Source organism: Ensifer adhaerens (genome assembly GCF_002007205.1).
In the GTDB taxonomy this organism is placed as follows: Bacteria; Pseudomonadota; Alphaproteobacteria; order Rhizobiales; family Rhizobiaceae; genus Ensifer; species Ensifer adhaerens_D.
Window position 1 is genome coordinate 810717 of sequence record NZ_LAZS01000012.1, and the last position, 20686, is coordinate 831402.

General features: G+C 63.9%; 18 protein-coding genes. 11 read left to right on the forward strand and 7 right to left on the reverse strand.

Annotation, left to right across the window (positions count from 1 at the left end; translation table 11 throughout):
- Window positions 1-59: 59 nt before the first annotated feature.
- From XB14_RS28590 to XB14_RS28615, 6 genes are all read right to left on the reverse strand, one after another.
- Window positions 60-365 carry a putative quinol monooxygenase gene (locus tag XB14_RS28590; protein ID WP_077967016.1) on the reverse strand — a complete coding sequence of 102 codons (306 nt, stop codon included), beginning with the start codon at window positions 363-365 and terminating at the stop codon, window positions 60-62.
- A 4-nt stretch (window positions 366-369) separates the two neighbouring features.
- On the reverse strand, window positions 370-1305 hold the full coding sequence (locus tag XB14_RS28595; protein ID WP_077967017.1) for an ABC transporter permease: 936 nt from the start codon (window positions 1303-1305) through the stop codon (window positions 370-372).
- Entirely contained in the window at window positions 1298-2872 is a 1575-nt protein-coding gene (locus XB14_RS28600; protein WP_077967018.1) for a sugar ABC transporter ATP-binding protein, read from the reverse strand. The genes XB14_RS28595 and XB14_RS28600 overlap by 8 nt, the downstream gene beginning before the upstream one ends.
- On the reverse strand, window positions 2869-4035 hold the full coding sequence (locus XB14_RS28605; protein WP_077967020.1) for a Gfo/Idh/MocA family protein: 1167 nt from the start codon (window positions 4033-4035) through the stop codon (window positions 2869-2871). Before XB14_RS28605 ends, XB14_RS28600 begins: the two co-directional genes overlap by 4 nt.
- A gap of 112 nt (window positions 4036-4147) precedes the next feature.
- Window positions 4148-5266, reverse strand: a complete 1119-nt coding sequence (locus tag XB14_RS28610; RefSeq protein WP_419178647.1) for a substrate-binding domain-containing protein — start codon at window positions 5264-5266, stop codon at window positions 4148-4150.
- Window positions 5267-5314: 48 nt separating this feature from the next.
- A complete protein-coding gene (locus XB14_RS28615) occupies window positions 5315-6127 on the reverse strand; it encodes a sugar phosphate isomerase/epimerase family protein (RefSeq protein WP_077967026.1) in 813 nt (270 codons plus the stop codon).
- A 182-nt stretch (window positions 6128-6309) separates the two neighbouring features.
- Between XB14_RS28615 and XB14_RS28620 the strand changes: the two genes are divergently transcribed.
- The 11 genes from XB14_RS28620 (at window position 6310) to XB14_RS28670 (ending at window position 19231) form a co-directional block, all read left to right on the forward strand.
- Complete coding sequence (locus tag XB14_RS28620) at window positions 6310-7662, forward strand: ROK family protein (RefSeq protein ID WP_077967030.1); 1353 nt, start codon at window positions 6310-6312, stop codon at window positions 7660-7662.
- Window positions 7663-7672: 10 nt separating this feature from the next.
- Window positions 7673-8704: a substrate-binding domain-containing protein gene (locus tag XB14_RS28625; RefSeq protein WP_077967033.1), complete on the forward strand. Its 1032-nt coding sequence runs from the start codon at window positions 7673-7675 to the stop codon at window positions 8702-8704.
- Between the two features lie 53 nt (window positions 8705-8757).
- Window positions 8758-9624, forward strand: a complete 867-nt coding sequence (locus XB14_RS28630; RefSeq protein ID WP_077967042.1) for a helix-turn-helix transcriptional regulator — start codon at window positions 8758-8760, stop codon at window positions 9622-9624.
- A gap of 90 nt (window positions 9625-9714) precedes the next feature.
- The gene (locus tag XB14_RS28635) at window positions 9715-12690 is read left to right on the forward strand and encodes a xanthine dehydrogenase family protein molybdopterin-binding subunit (protein WP_077967043.1); all 2976 of its coding nucleotides are present in this window, start codon (window positions 9715-9717) and stop codon (window positions 12688-12690) included.
- The gene (locus XB14_RS28640) at window positions 12687-13514 is read left to right on the forward strand and encodes an FAD binding domain-containing protein (RefSeq protein ID WP_077967044.1); all 828 of its coding nucleotides are present in this window, start codon (window positions 12687-12689) and stop codon (window positions 13512-13514) included. Before XB14_RS28635 ends, XB14_RS28640 begins: the two co-directional genes overlap by 4 nt.
- A complete protein-coding gene (locus XB14_RS28645; RefSeq protein WP_077967045.1) occupies window positions 13502-14014 on the forward strand; it encodes a (2Fe-2S)-binding protein in 513 nt (170 codons plus the stop codon). Before XB14_RS28640 ends, XB14_RS28645 begins: the two co-directional genes overlap by 13 nt.
- Entirely contained in the window at window positions 14007-15524 is a 1518-nt protein-coding gene (locus XB14_RS28650) for an AMP-binding protein (RefSeq protein ID WP_077967046.1), read from the forward strand. The genes XB14_RS28645 and XB14_RS28650 overlap by 8 nt, the downstream gene beginning before the upstream one ends.
- A gap of 38 nt (window positions 15525-15562) precedes the next feature.
- A complete protein-coding gene (locus XB14_RS28655) occupies window positions 15563-16369 on the forward strand; it encodes an enoyl-CoA hydratase/isomerase family protein (protein ID WP_077967047.1) in 807 nt (268 codons plus the stop codon).
- Between the two features lie 78 nt (window positions 16370-16447).
- The gene (locus XB14_RS28660) at window positions 16448-17710 is read left to right on the forward strand and encodes a benzoate/H(+) symporter BenE family transporter (RefSeq protein WP_077967048.1); all 1263 of its coding nucleotides are present in this window, start codon (window positions 16448-16450) and stop codon (window positions 17708-17710) included.
- A gap of 360 nt (window positions 17711-18070) precedes the next feature.
- Window positions 18071-18667, forward strand: a complete 597-nt coding sequence (locus tag XB14_RS28665) for an SOS response-associated peptidase family protein (RefSeq protein ID WP_077967049.1) — start codon at window positions 18071-18073, stop codon at window positions 18665-18667.
- Between the two features lie 261 nt (window positions 18668-18928).
- Window positions 18929-19231 (forward strand): DUF982 domain-containing protein, encoded by a 303-nt coding sequence (locus XB14_RS28670; RefSeq protein ID WP_226020812.1) that lies wholly within the window; start codon window positions 18929-18931, stop codon window positions 19229-19231.
- A gap of 591 nt (window positions 19232-19822) precedes the next feature.
- On the opposite strand, the gene XB14_RS28675 is transcribed toward XB14_RS28670, so the two are convergent.
- Window positions 19823-20278 (reverse strand): Hsp20 family protein, encoded by a 456-nt coding sequence (locus XB14_RS28675; protein ID WP_077967051.1) that lies wholly within the window; start codon window positions 20276-20278, stop codon window positions 19823-19825.
- Window positions 20279-20686 lie beyond the last annotated feature (408 nt).

Below are 20686 nucleotides of genomic sequence, written 5' to 3' on the forward strand. Positions count from 1 at the left end.
GACCGACCAAGCCGTTTCGCCGGCAGCGCTGATAGCCGTCCTCGTCAGGCGCAGTCCGATCACCTGTTCCCCGTGGGCTCCGCCGGAAGCAGCCGAAAAATGTCGATCGGGCTTGCCAGCAGGCGGTCGATCTGACTCAGCATCGGCTTCAGGTGCTGCATTTCCATGTGCGCGTCGAGATCCGCCTGGCTCTTCCAATTCTCATAGAACACGAAGACGTGGGGATCCATGGCATCGACGTGAAGGATGTAGTCAATGCAGCCATTTTCGGCCCGGGTTGGCTCGACCTGATCGACGAGAAGGCGGAAAAGCTCTTCTCGCGTTTCCGGGCCGCCTGTCAGCGTTGCAATGAGCGAAACGATCATGGCATCAGCTCCGCTTCTGGCTGAGCGCGACGGCAAGAATGATGATGCCGCCGCGGGCGATCAGTTGCTGGCTGAATTCGAGTCCCATCAGAATGAGACCGTTGTTGATGAGGCCGATCATCAGGGCGCCGACGATGGTGCCGATCACCGTTCCCTTGCCGCCGAAGAGGCTCGTGCCACCGAGCACCGCAGCCGCAATGACCGAGAGTTCGTCGCCCTCGCCAAGCTGGAAGCGGCCGGATTGCAGACGCCCCGCATAGAGCATGCCGGCGAGCGCTGCCGCAAGCGAAGAGATGACCAGCACCTTGAACTTGATTGCCTTCGTGTCTATGCCGGAATAGTGCGCCGCCGTCTCGCCGCCCCCGGTCGCCAGCACCCGCCGGCCGAAGCCCGAGCGCCGTAGCGCGATATGGCCGATGCCGCCGAGCACCGCCATCCAGAAAAGCAACACCGGCACCGGCCCGAGATTGCCACCGCCGAAGAGCCAGGAATAACCGGGCGACAGGATCGGTACCGCCGCCGTCGCGGATATCCACATGGCGACGCCCTTGGCGATACCCATCATGGCAAGCGTGGTGAGAAACGAGGGAATGCCAATGCGGGTGGTCAGCCATCCGTTGAACATGCCGACCGCAAGACCCGTGGCGATGCCGGCCCCGACGCCGACGATCGGCCCGCCTGCCGCGATTGCCATGGCCACGGTGACGGTCGAAAGGCCCGCGACTGCGCCGACCGAAAGGTCGATCTCACCCGCCGAGAGCACGAAGGTCATGGCGATCGCCATGACGGCGATCATCGCCGTCTGCCGCACGATGTTGAGCAGGTTGTTGGGATTGAGAAACCCCTTGTCGGCCAAAGTCACTGCGAAGACGAGGAAGACTGCGACGAAGCCGATATAGATAATGTTCTGGCGCCAGTTGGCGAAGAAGGCGTTAGCCATTGGATACCTCTTGAACCGCAAGGGCTTTCTGGATTTCGATTTGCAGCCGCTGTTCGGCCGCCTGGAGACGGTGGGCAAGGTCATCAGCGGGCACCGACGGGTCTTCCAGCGCCTCGCGCACCAGATCCTGGTGCACGCGTCCCTCGGACATGACGAGAATGCGATCGCAGGCGGTCAGAAGCTCTGAGAGTTCGGATGAGATCATGATGATGCCCTTGCCGGCAGCGGCAAGCTCGCGAACCAGACGGATGATCTCGGACTTCGAACCGATATCGATGCCTGCCGTCGGCTCGTCGAGGATGAGGATGTCCGGATTGGTGGCTAGCCACTTACCTATAACCACCTTCTGCTGGTTGCCGCCCGAAAGCGTCGAGACGGCGTGGTCGCGGCCCGCCGTTTTCACCCGCAGGCGCTCGATTTGCGCGTCGGTCAGGTCGTTTGCCGCCTTCGCATCAACGAGGCCGACCGTGGAAAGCCGATCGATGACGGCGAGGACCATGTTGGAGGCAACCGAATGGGCGGGGATGATGCCCTGCGTGGCACGCGCTTCCGGCACCAGCGCGACGCCCGCGGCAATGGCGTCCCCCGGCCTACGGATCGAGACGACGCGGCCCTTGATGCGTATCTCGCCCTTGACGACCGGTTCGATGCCGGCGATCACCCGCGCAAGCGACGAACGGCCCGAGCCGAGCAGTCCCGCCAGCCCCAGGATTTCGCCGCGATGCAGCGTCAAGGAAATGTTCTCCGGCTTTTGAAGGCCGCTGACATTCGCGAGTTCCAGCAGCACTTCGCCCTTGACGGCCTCGCCGCGCTCCACGTCCGACAGCCCTTTCGAGCGCCGGCCGACGATATGCTCGATCATCGTGTCGATCGGCAATTCACTCAGCGGCGCGGTGATGACGTGGCGACCGTCGCGCAGGATCGTCGCGCGATCGGCGATGCGAGCGATCTCGTCCATGCGGTGGCTGACATAGATGATCGCCACCCCCTTCGCCTTCAGCTTGCGCAGGAAGATGAAGAGCCGCTCGACATCGGAAACGGCAAGCGCCGTCGATGGTTCGTCCAAAACCAGCACCTTGGCATCCTGCGAGATCGCCTTGGCGATCTCCGTCAACTGTTTCTGGCCGGCGCCAAGATCGCCGACCACGGCCTTCGGATCGACGAAGACGTCGAGCATCGCGAAAATGTCCGCCGCGCGCCGCTCGGCTTCCCGGTCATCGATGAAGCCCTTGCCATCACGGCATTCGCGCGTCAGGAAGATGTTCTGGGCGACCGTCAAGGTCGGGATCAGGCTCATTTCCTGGTAGTTCATCGCGATGCCGGCCGCGCGGGACGCCTCCGGCGTATGCGTCGTCAGGGGCACGCCGGCGACCTCGATTGCGCCCTGATCGGGGCGATGCACCCCGTTCAGCACCTTGAGGATCGTCGACTTGCCGGCGCCATTGCCGCCAAGCAGCGCATGCACCTCGCCGGGCAGGACCTCGAAGGATACGCCGTCGAGCGCGCGCACCCCTCCGAAAGCCTTGGAAATGCCGGTCATGCGGACGGCAGTGGCGCTCGCAGTCATCCCACCTTCTCCCATTGGCCCGTCTCACCGGAGCGGATAAGGGCGTCGGCGACGAGTTCGGTCAGAAAGCCATCTTCGAAGTTAGGGCTCGGCTGCCGGTTCTTCGCGATGGCCGAGAAGAAATCGTAGCACTCGACGATCTTCGTCTCCGAATAACCGATGCCGAGACCCGGGATCGGCCAGAGGCCCTCGCCATAGGGGTGCGCCGGGCCGGTGTAGACGGTGCGGAAGCCACGCGCATCTGCCGGATCGTCGGCAAACATCACCTGCAGCTCGTCGCGGCGCTCGTAGTTGAAGTGGATCGAGCCCTTGGTGCCGTGAATTTCCAGGGTGATGAAGTTGTTGCGACCATAGGCGTTGCGGGTTGCTTCAAGGCTTCCGATCGCGCCGCCCTCGAATTTCAGCATCGAGACGACCTCGTCGTCGACATCCACCTCGCCGCGCTCGGCATCCGTCGCTTTTTCCGCCGCGCCAAGTTTGTCGACGCCTCCCTGCTGGAGCGGCCGCGTCTTGTTGTAGGTCGTGGTCAGGGCGTTTACCTCGGCGATCGGGCCGACGAGATAGTGCGCAAGATCGACCACATGCGTAGCGATGTCGCCAACCGAGCCGGACCCGGCGATCTTCTTCTGGAAGCGCCATGACAGCGGTGAATCCGGGTCTGCCGACCAGTCCTGCAGATAGGTGCCGCGGAAATTCAGGATCCGGCCGATGCGTCCCTCTTCGATGTACTTCCTGGCAAGCGCCACCGCCGGCGTGCGGCGATAGTTGAAGGCGACCATGTGGATGACGCCCGCGGCCTTCACCGCGTCGCGCATCGCCCTCGCTTCTTCGACGGTGCGGGCAAGCGGCTTCTCGCAGATGATGTGCTTGCCAGCCTTCGCCGCCTCGATGGCAATCTCGGCATGCACATTGTTCGGCGTGCAGATATCGACGACGTCGATGTCCGGCCGATTGACGACGGCCCGCCAGTCCGAGGACGCTTCCTCAAAGCCGTAGCGCCGGCGCGCTTCCTCCGCCATGCCGTCTGTCACGTCGACGACGACCTTGCGATTGGGAATGGCCGGTGCGGGCCAGAAGAACATCGGCATGGAGGCATAGGCCATGGCATGCGCCTTGCCCATGAAGCCGCCGCCGATCATGGCGACGTTCATCACTTTGGTCATCAGTTGTCTCCTGAAAGAGGTCGGCTGCAGCGAGCCGCGTTCCATCTGCCGGCAGAAGCCGGATCATGTCGTTCGGCGCGGAGCACGGGGGTCGCGCCCCGCGCCTGTTCGGTCACTGTGAGAGGCTTGACTTGATGTTGTCCGTCGCCTCGGTGGAATAGACCGCTTTCCAGCCGTCGAGCAGCGTCTCTCGCGTCACCGGTAGAGCCGGCAGTGCGACGAAGGCGGGCGCCTGCTTACCAAGCAGCGCATAACCGGCAAGCTTGGCTTCGACCACACCGGCATCGTAAGGCCGCTGCGCGCCGAGCCCCTTGACGAAACCGCCCTGCGCCATCGAGATCGCCACGTTCTCGCCGAGGTCGATCGTGGTAATGGCAAGATCGTCGCGGCCGGCAACGCGCGCTGCCGAGATCACGCCTTCGGCTGGCACGTCCCAGACCGCCCAGATGCCGTTGATGGCCGGGTTGGAGGTGAGGATGGCGGACGCCGCCTTTTCCGCGTCACCCGAGAAGTCCGGTCCGCCGATACCCTGCTCGGCCACAATCTTGATATTGGGGTAGTCGGACGCGATCGTTGCCTTGAACCCGTCGTAGCGCTGCCTGGTTACGAAGAAGTCGGCAGCATGGAAGACCAGTCCTATATCGCCCTTCCCGTTCAGCGCCTTCGCCATGAGATGCGCCGCGGCGACGCCATTGCCGTAGTTGTCCGCCGACACGACTGAAACGTAGTCCTTCCCGGCCACAAAACCGCTCGGAACGTTGTCCATGAAGACGAGCTTGGTGCCAGCCTCTGCCGCTGCCCTATAGGCACCGGCGGTCGCTGTCGGGTCGGTCGGGATGGACACGATTATGCTCGGCTTCTGGGCCATGATGGTCTCGATGTCGGAGACCTGCTTTTCCGGCTTGAAGCCAGCGTCGGTCACAGCCAGGACCTTGATGCCCATCGCGGCAAACTGCGTTTGCAGGCCGTTGATCTGAGCGCGCGACCAGTCGTTGCCGCCGTAGTGCATGACGATCGCAGCCGTTGCGTTCATCGCCTTGATCTTCGCCAACTCCTCCTCGGTCAGCGTCACATCGGAGGCGGGCGACGGGTCTTCACCTGAGGGCCCTTTGGACAGAACGGTCTTTTGAAGGTCAGCCAGAGCGGTGTCCGGATCGGCCAGCGCCGATCCGGCATGGGCAAGGGCGAACGCCAGTACGGCGGCCGTGCCCAACAGAGTTCGTCTTTTCATCATCACTTTCTCCTCCCGAAAGTGGGGCTCCCGCCCCGGTGCCGGCCGTCAGGCCGATTTAAGATAGGCCATGCTCGCCTTTGCTCCCTCAAGCGGATCAGGCCAGGAATCGAGTTCGGTACAAACCCAGCCGGAAAAGCCGGCCTCCCGAAGGGCCGCGATGATGCCGTCCGTTGGAACGTCGCCACGGTCTATCGGTGTGAAGGCGAAGGGCTCTTTCTGGAACCCCTTCAGATGGACATAGGAGATGCGCGCCGCATGCTCGCGGACAAGCGCCGCCGGATCGCCGCCAGCAGCCGCGAGATGGGCCGTGTCCGGACAGAAATCGATACCGGTAAGCGCGAAAATCTTGCGCACTTCCGCCGGTCCCTCGACAATCGTCGAAAGATGGGGGTGGTAGTGGGCGGTAAGGCCCCGCGCTTCGGCGATCTCCTTCACCCGGTCGAGCGCTGCCGCCAGCTTGTGATAGTCCGCCTCGCGGATGCCGTCGAAGCGCTTTGCACCCCCGCCGACGACGAGATGCGGCGCGCCCAGTTCGGCGGCGCGATCGGCAGCACGGACGACCCGGGCAAGCTCCTCCGGCAGAATATCGTCGAAGATGAAATTGCCACCGGCATAGGTCGCGACAAGCGCGAGACCGTTGTCGGCAAGCAGGGAACGCATGTCCTCGATGCTGAAATCGAGAAGGTTGCCGTCGAAAAGCTCGACACCGTCGTAGCCCGCCTCCGCTATGTCGGCAAAGGCGCAGCTCATGTCGCCAAACGTCCGGTAGGCGAGATTGGTGATCGACGTGACGCCGACCGCGTCCCCGCCCAGGCTGCCCCAGCAATTCGCATGATAGGCGAGCTTGAAATCCGACATCGGCGCTTCCTCCCAGTGACCGTCGTTGCAGCTGGTCTTACGCCGAAGAAAATTCGATGTCAATCATTTACCGGCATAACTGCAATCTCTTTTGCTGATTTAATGCAAAAGTATGATGTTGCCAGTCGAAACAAGCCGCTTTATCAAGGGATGGAAGGCAAATTTGCCAGAAAGGAAGAGCCATGCCGACGACGGCGAGCGTGCAAACTGATGGGCATCCGCGCCGCAAAGGGCGTCCGCGCGTCTCCGAAACCGCTGCACCCAGCCTTGTCGATATCCTCAACCTCGTCCGCACCGAACAGGCCACCACCCGCCAGGAGATCGAGCGGCGCAGCGAGCTTGGACGCGCCGTCGTCGCTGATCGGCTCGGAACGCTGCTGGAGCTCGGCCTCGTCGATGAAAGCGAGCTCGGTACCGCCACGGGTGGCCGGGCGCCGCGCCTTGTGCGGTTTTCGGCGGACCGCGGACGCATTCTTGTCGCCACGCTCGATCAGACCGCACTTGGCGTGGGCGTTGCCGATCTTGCCGGATCGCTGCTCATGGAACATCACGAAGCGACCGAACTCACCCAGCCGGTCTCAGCCCTTGCCGAACGGTTGGTGACACTCTTCCGCTGGATTCTAGAGCGGCAGTCAAATCCTCAACTTTACGGGATTTCCATTTCCGTCCCCGGCGCCGTGTCCGACGGCGGCGAGACACTCTTCCAGCGCGCCACACCTGGTGTCCTACCGGGTTGGGAGAGCTTTCCGCTGGTCGAGACACTGGTGGCTGCCTTCAATGCTCCAGTCTGGCTTCGCTCCAGCGTCGAAACGATGACGATGGGCGAACTTCACGCCGGCGCCGGACGCAATCAGCGCACGATGCTGCTGGTGAAGGTCGGCAAACGCATCGGCGCCGGGCTGGCAAGCGACGGGACGCTGTTTCGCGGCGCTCAAGGTACCGTCGGCCTCATCGGCTCCATACCGGTGACGATAGGCGACAGGACCGGCACGCTGGAAGCAATGGCGGGATCGGACCACATCGCCCAGGATGGCAGGCTTGCGGCGGAGAACGGAGCGAGCCCGGTCCTCGCCGAGCTTTTGCGGCGCGGCGGCGACATCACGGCGCTGGAAGTCGCCCAGGCCGCACAGATGGGTGATGCCGCGGCAATCGAGATCCTGTCGCAGAGTGGCCGGCTGATCGGCCAGGTGGTCGCGACGCTCGCCAACATGCTCAATCCGGCGCTGATCGTTCTGTGTGGCTCGATCGCCCAGACCAACGACATTCTTCTCGCCTCGGCGCGCGAGGCAATTTACGGCGCCTGCCATCCGCTCGTCAGCCGCGATCTGCAGATCATCCGCTCCCAGATGGGCAGCTCATCGGGGCTCGTCGGGGCCGCCATCGTCGCGACCGAAGGCCTGTTCGCAGCCCCCATGCTGCGAGACTGGATTATGTCGGGACATCCCCAGGCGCATCCGCTGTTCCAGCAGATGAAAAACGAAATCGCCCGACGGACGGTCATCAAGGGAGACAGTGTCCGGCCGCCGGACATGTGAGGAGGATGGAATGGCGATTACTGGTCTTGGCCCTCACGGCGAGCGCGCAGCAGCACCCGAACGGGTTCTGCTTCTGCCCGAGGACATGGAGCGGGCGCGCGCCGGCGGCTTCCGCGTCGCGATCGTGCTCCACACGCTTGAGAGCGACTGGGCCAAGCAGCAGCTTTCGGGCATCGTCGGCACGCTCGGCAATTGCGGGATCGCCGTCATCGACGTGGTCGATTGCGCCTTCGACCCGCAGGCGCAGATCGAAGCCCTTGAGCGCCTGATCCTCGAGGCGCCGGATGCAATCATATCGCTGCCCGTCGCCAACTCGAAAGTCGCGGGCTCGCATGCGCGCGTGTCGTCGGCCGGCATCAAGCTCGTCCTGCTCGACAACGTGCCGACCGGCCTGCTTCCGGGCAAGGACTATATCTCGCTGGTCTCGGCGGACAATTTCGGCCTCGGAAAGATCGCGGCCGAAGGATTGTCGCCGCATCTGCGCGAGGGTGCCGAGGTCGGCGTGCTCGGCTATGACGCCGATTTCTTCGCGACCAACGAACGCGAGATCGCTTTCGTGAAATGGATGCAGGTCAATCGCCCAGACGTTTCGCTGCGCGTACAGCGTTTTCCGGCGCTGTCGGCGGTCGCAGCAACCACGCGGACGCTTGCCGAAGCCCATCCGGAACTTGCCGGCCTCTTTGTCGTCTGGGATACGCCGGCAATGACCGCAGCCCGCGTCCTCGAAACAATGGGCCGCAAAATTTCGATGGCGACCGTGGATCTTGGCCAGGAGGCCACAATCGGGCTTGCGGCCAACGAGCCGCTTGTGGCCATTGCCGCCCAGCAGCCGTTCCGCCAGGGCGAAACCGCCGCGTCCATCACCGTCACCGCCCTCCTCGGCCGGCTTGCCCCGGCCTGGGTCGCCCTTCCAGGCCTCGCCGTGACCGCGCGCAATGTCGTGGAGTGCTTTCAGACCGTATGGCGCATGCCTGCGCCGCATGAAGTTCTCCGCACGCTCAGTCTCGTCGGCCGGAAGCGATCGGACCGGCATCGACCTTGAGAGCTTGCCCCTTGAAGGGTTGCAGTTTCCGGGAAAGGAACAATATTTAAGCGATGTCGAATGCTCTGCGCATCGCACGTGGCCGCTTCGGGAGAGTGGCGCTGCTGGATATGGATCGGCCCCTGGTGCGGCACGCGCACCCGCATTGCCATGTCCTGCTGAAGGTCGAGGGGGCCGACACGCAGTTTTCGGTGCGCGATCGGCTCGTCCCGCTGACAGACGAAAGTGCGGTTCTCATCAACGCCTGGGAACCGCACGCCTATGCGCACGACCAGATGCGGCCGAAGACGGTGATCCTTGCGCTTTACATCGAACCGCAGTGGCTCGGCCATTTCCGGCCGAATTGGGCGACGAGCCATGCCCCCGACTTCTTCGCCTCCAATGTGGGTTCGATCAGCCCCAATATCCGTTCGCGCACGCATGCGCTTTGGCAATCCATGGTGCACGAGCCCAACAGCGCCGAGGTCCACGAGGTGCTTCTGGGCGAACTGATGATCGCCGTTATCGAGCGTTTCGCCGACTGGCGCGCACTACCGAATTCGATCCGTGACCTCGCTTGGCGCCCGATGCTCGATTTCCGCATCCGCAAGGCCGTCGAGCGCATGAAGGCGACACCGGGCGAGATCTCCGATCTAGACCGTCTGGCGATCGACGTCGGCCTGTCGCGGGCGCATTTCTTCCGGCTCTTCGAAACATCGATGGGGGTGACGCCGCGCGTGTTCCTCAACGTGCAGCGGCTCGAGCGGGCGGTTACGGCCGTCGCCGACGGACCGCAGAGCTTCGCGGCGCTCGGCGACCAGCTCGGCTTTTCCGTGCCGGCGCATTTTTCACGCTTCTTCCACGATCACGCCGGGTCGTCGCCCAGCATCTTTCGCAATGTCACCCGCCTCTCGGCCCCAGAATTTGAGACTCCTCGGTAAGACCTGATACGCCTCGGTATCGCCTGATCGCGCACCCACCTCCACTCTTTGCTCCACGGCACCTTCCACCAACGGGTGCGGGAGGAGAAAATGACGAGATTGGAAACGACGGGAGGCCTGATCGGCCGGACCGTCGAACGTGTCGAGGATGCCGGACTTCTGACCGGCCGCGGCCGCTACATCGACGACCTGCCGGTCCGGCGTGACACCGCGCATCTGGCGATCCTGCGCTCGCCCCATGGCCATGCCGGGATCAGTGCCATCAATACGCATGCCGCCCGCGCCCTGCCAGGCGTCATTGCCGTCATGACCGGCGCGGACGTGGCAAGGCTCACCCGCAGCATGACGGTCGGAGTAAAGGCCAATGTCGAATGCTGGCCGATTGCCCGCGATCGGGTGCGCTATGTCGGGGAGCCCGTTGCCCTTGTCGTCGCCGAAAACCGCTATGTCGCCGAAGACGCGCTCGACCTGATCGAGGTCGATTACGAGACGCTGGCCGCCGTCATCGATCCCGAGAAGGCGCTAGCGGCGGACGCACCGGTGCTGCATCCGTCGCTCGGCACCAACCTTATCAACGAGCGCGCCTTTCGTTATGGCGACCCGGAAAAAGCGTTCGCCGCGGCCGCCCACCGCGTTTCCATCCGCATCGCCTATCCGCGCAATTCCTGCACGCCGATCGAGACCTACGGCGTCATCGCGGAATATGATCCAGGCGAGGACGCCTATGACGTCACGGCGAATTTTCAGGGTCCGTTCTCGATCCATGCGGTGATTTCCCGTGCCCTGAACGTGCCCGGCAACCGTATGCGACTGCGCACGCCGCCCGATTCCGGCGGCTCTTTCGGCATCAAGCAGGGCGTGTTTCCCTATGTCATCCTCGCGGCCGTTGCCGCACGCGTCTCAGCGCGGCCGGTAAAATGGATCGAGGACCGGCTCGAACACCTGACGGCATCCGTATCGGCGACCAACCGCGTCACGACGCTGGAGGCGGCCGTTACCGCCGATGGCCGCATCACCGCGCTTTCCTGGGATCAACTCGAAGACTGCGGCGCCCATCTGCGCGCGCCGGAGCCGGCAACACTCTACCGCATGCACGGCAATATGACCGGCGCCTATGCGATCGAAAACGTCGCCATTCGCAACCGCGTCGTGCTCACCAACAAGACGCCGACCGGGCTGAACCGTGGTTTCGGCGGGCCGCAGATCTATTTCGCGCTTGAACGGCTGGTGCACAAGATCGGCGACGAACTACTCCTTGACCCGCTCGACGTCATTCGCCGCAACCTCGTACCGGCGGACGCCTTCCCTTACCGCACCGCGACCGGCGGGCTGCTCGATTCGGGCGACTACCGGGCAGCGCTCGATCGCGCCACGACGGAAGGCCGCCTCGATGCGCTGCGGCGTCAGCGGGACGCAGCGCGCGCCCAAGGGCGGCTCTACGGCATCGGCTATGCGGCGGTGGTCGAGCCGAGCGTCTCCAACATGGGTTACATCACGACCGTGCTGACGCCTGAGGAACGGGCAAAGGCCGGGCCGAAGAACGGCGCGCAGGCCGTCGCGACGGTGGCCATCGATCCGCTCGGCTCCGTCACCGTCAAGGTGGCCTCCGTGCCACAGGGACAGGGTCATCGCACCGTTCTGGCACAGGTGGTTGCCGAGCGGCTCGGGCTTGCCATGGATAAGGTCCGCGTCAATACCGAACTCGACACCGAGCGCGACGCCTGGTCGATCGCGTCCGGCAATTATGCAAGCCGCTTCGCTCCCGCCGTCGCGGGCGCTGCGGCACTTGCGGCCGACCGCATCCGTGCCCGGCTTGCAACGATCGCCGCTCGCCAGCTCAACGTCACGCCTGACCGCGTGGACTTCAGGGCCGGAACGCTGCTGGACCGCGACAATCCGGACAACGCCGTCTCCTTCGGACGCGTCGCAGCCGCAAGCCACTGGGCGCCCGGCACCCTGCCCGAAGGTACCGACCAGACGATCCGCGAGACGGTCTTCTGGACACCGGACGAGCTTCAGGCCCCGACGGCTGCGGACGGCATCAACTCGTCGCTCTGTCACGGCTTCATCTTCGACTTCTGCGGCGTGGAAATCGACCGGAAGACCGGCCAGGTGCGTATCGACCGCTATGTGACGATGCACGACTGCGGCCGCATCCTGCATCCCGGGATGGTCGACGGCCAGGTTCGCGGCGGCTTTGCGCAGGCAGTCGGCGCCGCGCTCTACGAGGAGTATGCCTATGGCGGCGACGGAAGCTTCCTGACCGGAACGCTCGCCGACTACCTGATCCCGACCGTCATGGAGACGCCGGAACCGCTGATCCTCCATTACGAGACGCCCTCGCCCTTCACACCGCTCGGGGCCAAAGGCGTCGGCGAGGGCAATTGCATGTCGACGCCCGTCTGCATCGCCAACGCCGTAGCCGATGCGCTCGGCGTCGAGGACATCCGGCTGCCACTGTCACCAAGCCGGGTCAGCGAATGGCTCTATGGCGAGGAGCGACCGCCGTCGAAGCCGCTAGATCAGACCCCGGTCGCCACCGGCGCCTCAGGCGAGCGGATGCTGACCGGTTCGGGTTCGGCTGAGGTTACCGCCACCCGCGAATCGGTCTGGGCGATGCTGCTCGACCCGAACACGCTGAAGGCGATCATCCCCGGTGCGCACGAGGTCCGGAAAGTTTCCGACACGCATTTCCGCGCCGAGGTCACACTCGGCATCGGGCCGGTCAAGGGCCGCTACCGCGCCGACATCCGCCTGTCGGACATGGTCGAGCCGGAAACCGTTACGCTCTCCGGCGGCACGGAAGGCGCACTCGGCTCCGGCCGCGGTACGGGCCGCGTCACGCTGACCGAAACCACCACCGGCACCCGCATCGACTATCGCTACGAGGCGGCGATCGGCGGCAAGGTCGCCTCGGTCGGCGGGCGCCTACTCGACGGCGCGGCGCGTGTGGTGATCGGCCAGTTCTTCCAGGCGCTCGCCCGTCATGCCGGCGGGGGCGCGCCTCCCAGCGCCGCCGCCGGCTTCATCCAGCGGCTTCTCCACCTGTTCGGGAGGCACCGATGAAACCCGCATCCTTCGATTTCCTCTGCCCGGAAACAACAGAGGAAGCGCTGGCCGCGCTCGCCGAGGGCGGCGGCGAAGCGCGCGTGATCGCCGGCGGACAGTCGCTGGTGCCGATGCTCAACATGAGGCTCGCCCGCCCTGCCCTGCTCGTCGACATCATGCGGCTTGAAGCGCTGCGCCGGATCGAGACATCGGGCGACGAGATCGTCGTCGGCGCGGGCGTGCGGCAGGCGGAACTGGAAGCTTGGCCCACCCTTTTGCGCGACCTGCCGCTTCTGGCCGCCGCCTTCCCGTGCCTCGGGCATGTGCAGACGCGGGCTCGCGGCACGGTCTGCGGCTCGATCGCCCATGCCGACCCGAGCGCGGAGCTGCCGCTTTCCCTGGTGACGCTCGGCGGCGCGGTCAGCCTGCGCAATCGCAAGCAGAAGCGCAGGGTCAAGGCGGACGACTTCTTCGTCGGTATGATGGCCACCGACCTCGCCGAGGGCGAGATGATCGAAGCCGTACATTTCCCGAAGGCCCGGCACGGCAGCGGTTATGCCTTTCGAGAGGTCGGCCGCCGGCATGGCGATTTCGCCATCGTCGCCTGCGCCGCCGTCGCCGATGACAGAGGCCTGCGCCTCGGCATTGCCGGCGTCGACGACCGGCCTCGCGTCTTCCCGCTGCCGGCGCTCGACGACGACCAGTTCGACGATACCATCAACGACATCGCCTGGTCGCTGAACGCCCGCGACGACATTCACGCAAGCGCGCGCTACCGGCGCGAACTGGTCCGCAGCCTTGGCCGCGAGACCCTGAAGGAGGCAAGCCGATGCCGCGCATGAACGCTGCCCGGAAGCACCCGGTCGACTTCACCCTGAATGGCCGAACGGTCCGTGCAGAGGCTGAAAATCGCATGCTGCTCTCGGACCTGCTGCGCCACGAGATCGGGCTGACCGGCACCCACGTCGGCTGCGAACACGGCGTCTGCGGAGCCTGCACCGTGCAGATCGACGGAAGGCCGGCCCGCGCCTGCCTGACGCTCGCCCAGCAGGTGCGCGGCGGCGATGTGCGGACTGTGGAAGCGCTTTCGCGCGACCCGGCCGAACTCTCGCCGCTTCAGGCGGCCTTTCGCCGCCACCACGGCCTGCAATGCGGCTTCTGCACGCCGGGCATCCTGATGTCGCTCGACGTCCTTTTGCGTGAGCGTCCCGACGCGGGCCGGGAAGACATTCGCGAGCACCTCTCCGGCCATCTCTGCCGGTGCACGGGCTACGCGACCATCGTCGAGGCGGCGCTCGCCGCCGCGGAGGAACAACGGAAGGAGGAGAAACCGAATGTTTGATCTTGGAACGAGCTTCCTCGCAAGCGTCGAGCGCGACCCGGACCGGCTCGCGATCGTCGACGGGGCGATGCGATTGAGCTATCGCGACTGGTACGGTAAGGTCTCGGCGCTTGCCGCAGCCCTCGACGAGACCGGCCTGAAGCGGGGCGACCATGTGCTCACCGTCATGCAGAACCGTTGGGAGAATGCGTCGCTGCACTGGGCCTGCCAATTCCTCGGCCTGATCGTCACGCCGCTCAACTGGCGGGCCAAGGCCGACGAGATCGACTTCGGCATCGCGGATGCCAGCGCAAAGGCCGTGTTCTACGAGGCCGCGACGGAAGAGGCCGTGCGCCTGTCGCGCCTCGCGCGGGACCTGCCGCAATTCTCCACCGATGCGCTCGCTGGCATCATGGATGGCAGCGCCCGCGATGCTGTGCCGATGGCGGACGCCGCGGACTGGTCGCTGATGCTCTATACGTCCGGCACGACGTCGAAGCCCAAGGGGGTGCCTCGGCGGCATCGGGCCGAGCGCGCCGGCGCCCTGGCCCACGTCGCGCAGAACCTCTACCGGCATGGCGAGCGCACACTTGGCGTCATGCCGCTGTATCACACGATGGGCGTGCGTTCGCTGATCGCGTCCGCGCTGATCGGCGGGACCTTCGTCTGCCTTCCGCGCTTCGACGTGGGAAAGGCGCTCGATCTCATCGATCGCGAGAAGATCACCAACCTCTATCTGGTGCCGACGCTCTACCACGATCTCGTGCATCACGAAGCCTTTTCGCCCGAGCGCGTCGCCTCCGTCCGCAAGCTCGGTTATGCCGGCGCTTCGATGACCGACGGGCTCCTGAAGAGACTTGATCAGACTTTCAAGCCCGAACTTTTCGTCAATCATTACGGCTCGTCGGAGATCTACACCTTCACGATCGAGCAGATGGCGGCCGGCAAGCCCGGCTCGGCCGGTCGCGCCGGCATCAACCAGATGATCCGCGTCGTCAAACTGGGCAGCCGCAACCCGGACGAGCGGGCGGCCGTTGGCGAAGAAGGTGAAATCATTGCGCTGATGAAGAGCGACGAGGCCTTCGAAGGCTACTGGAACCGGCCGGACGCGGATGCCAAGGCGCTTCACGGTGGCTGGTATTTCACCGGCGACACCGGCTTTGTCGACCCGGATGGCGATCTCTTCGTCACCGGGCGGGCGGACGACATGATCATCACCGGCGGCGAGAACGTTTCGCCGGTCGAGGTCGAAAGCTGTCTGTCGCTGCATGAGGGCGTCGCCGAAGTCGCCGTCGTCGGCCTGCCGGACGAGCGTTGGGGCAAGATCGTCGTCGCCTTCGTCAAGCGGCGCGGCACTGTTACGGCTGAGGAACTCGATCGCCATTGCCGCGAATCCGGCCTTGCCAACTTCCGCCGGCCACGCCGGTTCGTCTTCGTCGAGGCTATCCCGAAATCCCCTGTCGGCAAGCTGCTGCGCCGCCTTCTGGTGGCCGGTGAGTACACCGAAGAACGCATTCCCGAACATCAGTGAGCGGCCAGAACGCCCCCAGACCCACGAAAGGAAAATCCATGACTGAACAAGCCGCATTCCAGGACCCACGCCTCGCAGAGCTCGACGGATTCACCGTCACGATCGATGCGGCGCGCCAGCGCGCCGACATCACACTCGACCGCCCGCCCTACAACGTCGTCTCCATGGTGGCGCGCGATCAGTTGCGCCTGGTCTTCGAGGCTCTCGACGAGGACGATCGCGTACGCATTATCGTCGTTGCCGGCAAGGGCGAGCACTTCTCGTCCGGCGGCAACATCAAGGGCTTCCTCGAGGCAAGCCCGGAGCACGTCTCGCACCTCGCCTGGAATATCGCAGCACCTGCCCGCTGCTCCAAGCCGGTGATCGCTGCAAACCGCGGCTATTGCTTCGGCGTCGGCTTCGAACTGTCGCTTGCCTGCGACTTCCGCATTGCGACGGATACCACGCGCTACGCGCTGCCTGAGCAGAAGCTCGGCCAGATTCCGGGTTCCGGCGGCTCGGCCCGCTTGCAGAAGATGGTAGGCGTCACCCGCACCAAGAACATCGTGATGCGTTCGAAGCGGATCACCGGCCAGGAGGCTTACGACTGGGGCATCGCCTCGGAGATCGTTGCGGATGCCGATCTTGAAAAAGCCGTCGATGCGCTGGTCGAGGAACTGATCGGCTTTTCGCCGCTTGCCCAGCGCACCGCCAAGAAGCTCCTGAACGACACGGACGACGCGCTGCTGTCGACGGCCATCGAACTCGAGGGCCACTGCTACAGCCGGCTTCGCACATCGGAGGATTTCCGCGAAGGTGTGCTCGCCTTCCACGAAAAGCGCGCGCCGGCCTTCGTCGGCCGCTGAGGTATCGGCCGGGCGGGAACCCGGCCGCATTTTCCACGAGGAGGGAGCGGCCTCGGATCCGCTTCGGGAGGATAGAAAATGGACACGATAGAGCAGACCACGCAGGAAAAACGCCTTGTCGAACGGGGACCCGGCCTTACGTCGGGTCTGCGCGACCTGCCGAAGCATCTCGGCATCAAGACGATGAGCGCAGGCCTCGTCGCCGCCATCTTCGGCTGCTCCGGCCCGGCTCTCATCGTCATCGGCGCGGCCGAGGCTGGCCATCTGACCAACGGGCAGACCGTCGCCTGGCTCTTTGCGATCTACGTGCTCGGCGGGCTCATCAGCCTGCTGCTCGCGCTCTACTACAAGCAGCCGGTCAACGGCGCCTATTCGATCCCGGGGGCAGCCCTCGTCGCCGGATCGCTTGCGACCATTCCGTTCAACGAAGCTGTCGGCGCCTTCATCCTGGCGGGCGCGCTTGTCCTGCTGCTCGGCGTCACCGGGCTCATCGGCAAGGTGATGCGTTGGCTGCCGATGCCGATCGTCATGGCGATGATCGCCGGCGCCTTGATCCGCTTTGCGACAGGCGCCGTGACCGCGCTCGGCACAGCACCGCTGATTGCCGGCTCAGCGATCCTCGCTTTCTTCGTCTCCATGCGGTTGTCCAGGACCATCCCGCCGGTGCTGGCCGCCCTCGTCGCCGGCCTGATCGCGGCGCTCGCGACCGGTGCGGTCGGAGGTGGCGCGGCCAACATCGCCTTCGCAGCGCCTGAATTCACGATGCCGGTGTTTTCGATCGATGCCTTCTTCGCGATCGCCATCCCGCTTGCCCTTCTCGTGATCGGTGCCGAAAACGCGCAGGCGACCGGCGTGCTCATGGCCGAAGGCTACCGGCCGCCAGTCAATGCGATGACGATCATTTCGGGCATCGGCGGTGTGGCGGCTGGCTTCCTCGGCGGACACAATGCCAATATCGCAGGCCCGATGACAGCGATATGCTCATCCGAGCAGGCCGGCGAGAACAAGGAGGGGCGCTATGCCGCGACGGTCGTCAACGGCGTGCTCTTCGCCGCCTTCGGCCTCCTCGCCGGCGCCGCCGTTCCAATCGTGCTCAGCCTGCCGTCGGCCCTCATCGGCACGGTCGCCGGCCTTGCGATGATCGGTGTGCTCCTGTCCGCATTCCAGAACGCCTTCGGCAAGTCACTCGGCAACCAGACCGGCGCGTTCGTGGCGCTTGCAGTCGCCATGTCGAACGTCTCGCTTCTCGGCATCAGCGCGCCCTTCTGGGCACTCGTCGCCGGCGTCATCGTATCGGCCCTGGTCGAGGCCGGAACGTTCAAGGCAAAACAGGCTGCGTGACACCCATAGGTGAGCGGTCGCGCGGAAAACACTGCCCCGGTGCATCCGTACCGGACCTTCCGGGGCAGTCCAATCTCGGCCATTGAGTGGGTTCTGACTGTTCAGTCCCGAGAGGACATCGACGGACGCGCCGCGCCGGCAGCAGCTCGCACGCCTAGGGGTCCAAGTCGCTTGAGCCTGTCCATTATGACGCCAAGGATTGCTGACCGCATCCCCAAGGGTTACGTTGGGCGTTGCTGGAACCATCGGACGATGATCGGGTCGGCAGTAGAACTGCAGGGTCAATGCGGTAGTTCCAACCGCCGACATGATCGATGGCCCTGTGCGCAGCAGCGCCGTTCGAAACACTCAGGCGTCCCTATGTGCAACGAGTACGAGCAACAGATCGGCTACACCGAATACTGCAAGGTGATGCAGGATCTCGCACTTGGCATCCCAACGCATCAAACACAACTGGATATGCCGTCGGCCAACGGAATCAAGCCGGGCGATATGGCGCCCGTTATCAGAGCTGCGGGCGATCATATAGTGGAGCTGACGCAGATGAAATTCGGGCTTCCCCGAACCCGGACCGGCGGCCCCTTATTCAACCTTCGATCGAAGGGAAAGCATTTCGGCGACAGCCATCGGTGTCTCGTTCCAGCCAGCGCGTTCTTTGAACATGCGGGGAGGAAAAACCCGACGGCCAAACACCGTTTCACGCTCGTGAGCGCGCCGTTCATGGCGATTGCCGCGATCTGGAAGCCCAGCCAGAAGGGCCAGCCCGCAGCGTTCACGATGTTGACAACGCAGCCGGGGCCGGATGTGGAGCCTTTTCACAATCGCCAGGTCGTTGTTCTTCATCCGATCGATTGGCAGGCATGGATCAACCTCACGAAACCTGAGGAAGAATTGTTGTGCCCACTCCCCGTCGGCTCGCTAAGGATGGAGACCCGAGGGAACGGGTCGACTGGCTAGCTGCGCTCGAAGGAAATGAGCCGTGTGTCAGTACCGGAACGATACTCCCCTCTTAGGGCCGTTCAAATCTCCCCGGTTTGCGCGTTCTAGCCAGTCTTTCGGGGCGCAGCCCGGGAGACCGGCGGACTGAGGGAGACGCTCACGGTATGACCCATGACTTTGGCCGTGCGCCAGGCTTTCGAAGCCTTGAAATTCGCTCCGGTGGCGCCAATATCAAACGCACTTCTTTTTCATCCGGTTTGAATGCAAAAGGAGGACATCATGATCAACCCGGAACTCGTTTGGATGACGCCGGTTACCGTCCAGTTGAAGGACGGAACGCGGCAAATCTTCGCTTGTGTCAATGACGCACTAGATTTCCTCGAAGGCGATTGGACCATTGACCGAGGCAGAAAATTTAACCGAGCCGCTCAATCTTGCCGTCGCGCGCTCAACCGTGCAACACCGGTAGCAATCGCGCGCGACGCCTTCATAGACGCTTGTCGAGATGCGGGCATGTCTGCGGATACCGCCGACCTGTTTGATAAGCAGGCCGGTACTGGCGGTCAACGCTCACTTGCCTAGATGGTTTTGGCCGGGGCAAACCCTGCCCCGGCCTTGGCACCGCGCCGCGCAACTGCAATCCGTAACCGCGGTTTGAAGGGTAGAAACTGCAAGAGTGGCCCGCACTGGTTCTTGCCGTGGCCCTTTTGTCGCCGAAACCGTGGCTAGCCTTGTTCTGGGTTTATGGCTGGCGGTCTCGCCTTAGATTTCGCTATCACGGCGAACATCAGTCCATATGGCCCCACGGTGTCCTCGGCCCGCCGGCGGGCATACTGGGACAACCAGAAAAATCCGCAACCGCATATAAGGTCAATAGCAGGCAGGCACTGCCCGCCGCGCCGGCGGCGGGCAGGTCACCAATCTGCCAGGGGGATTCCGCTCGGTCCCGACGCTTCGGTGCAAGGCGATGTCGGCTCCTGGCATAGGAAGTCGGTTTGAATTTTATCGGCCCATCATCCCGCTAAGACCCTCTCGCGAACGTCAGCGGTCAAGGCCGCAGCATGAACGCGATCCGACATTCCTCGCGGAGAACAAAAGGTCCGCTTCACGAAACGCCGGTCCTTGTCGCCGGTTTCCGGTTTGCTACCCTCCTTTCTTCTCTTTCGCTCTGGATTAGGCCGCTTTGCCGCCTTCGATCTGCTTCGAAGCCGGTTTCGTCGTCTCCGGCTGGATAGCGATCCGCCGCGGCTTCATCTGCTCGGGAACTTCCTTCTTGAGATCGATGACGAGCAGCCCGTTCTCGAGCTTTGCGCTTTCGACGAGGACATGATCTGCGAGTTCAAAGCGGCGCACAAACGGCCTCAGAGCAACGCCTTGATGGAGGTACTGAGCCTCCCCGTTTTCCGTTTTCGCACCGTTGATCACCAGCTTGTTCGTCTCATGCGTGACCGTTAGCTCGTCCTCGGCAAAACCGGCGACCACGATTGCGATGCGGTACGCAGCCTCACCAAGCTTGACGATGTTGTAGGGCGGCCAATTGTCCGTATTCAGGCTGCTGTTTTCGAGCAGGTCGAAGATACGGTCGAATCCGATGCTCGACCTAGCGAAGGGGGAAAAGTTCGTTCTCATAGCTACATCCTCAATAGAGCAACATAGGTACGAGGGAGCGCCAAGAAGCTTGGGCTCCCTGACTGGGATCGACCCACTGGGCGTCGACGATGATGAATTGGTGTTCACGGCGCGGCGCGTCAAGAGGCGGCCAGCTCCGTGAGGTTTAAATAGTTCTATCAATTCATGCCGATAGCAATCGTAGGTGAAAGCGCCAGAAAACGGCGCTCCGCCTACGAAAACCTAAAAAAAAGAAACCCAGTCGTTTCGCGCGGGACGCCCGCCACAAGCAGGCACGATCCAGCGATCCGAATATGGGGCGGAGGATTTCTGGAAGAACTGCTTGCCAGACGAATAGAGGCAATGCAGGCGGGCGCGGAGGACTTTAAGATCAAGCAATTCAGCGCCGCGCGTCTACGCGCGTGGAGG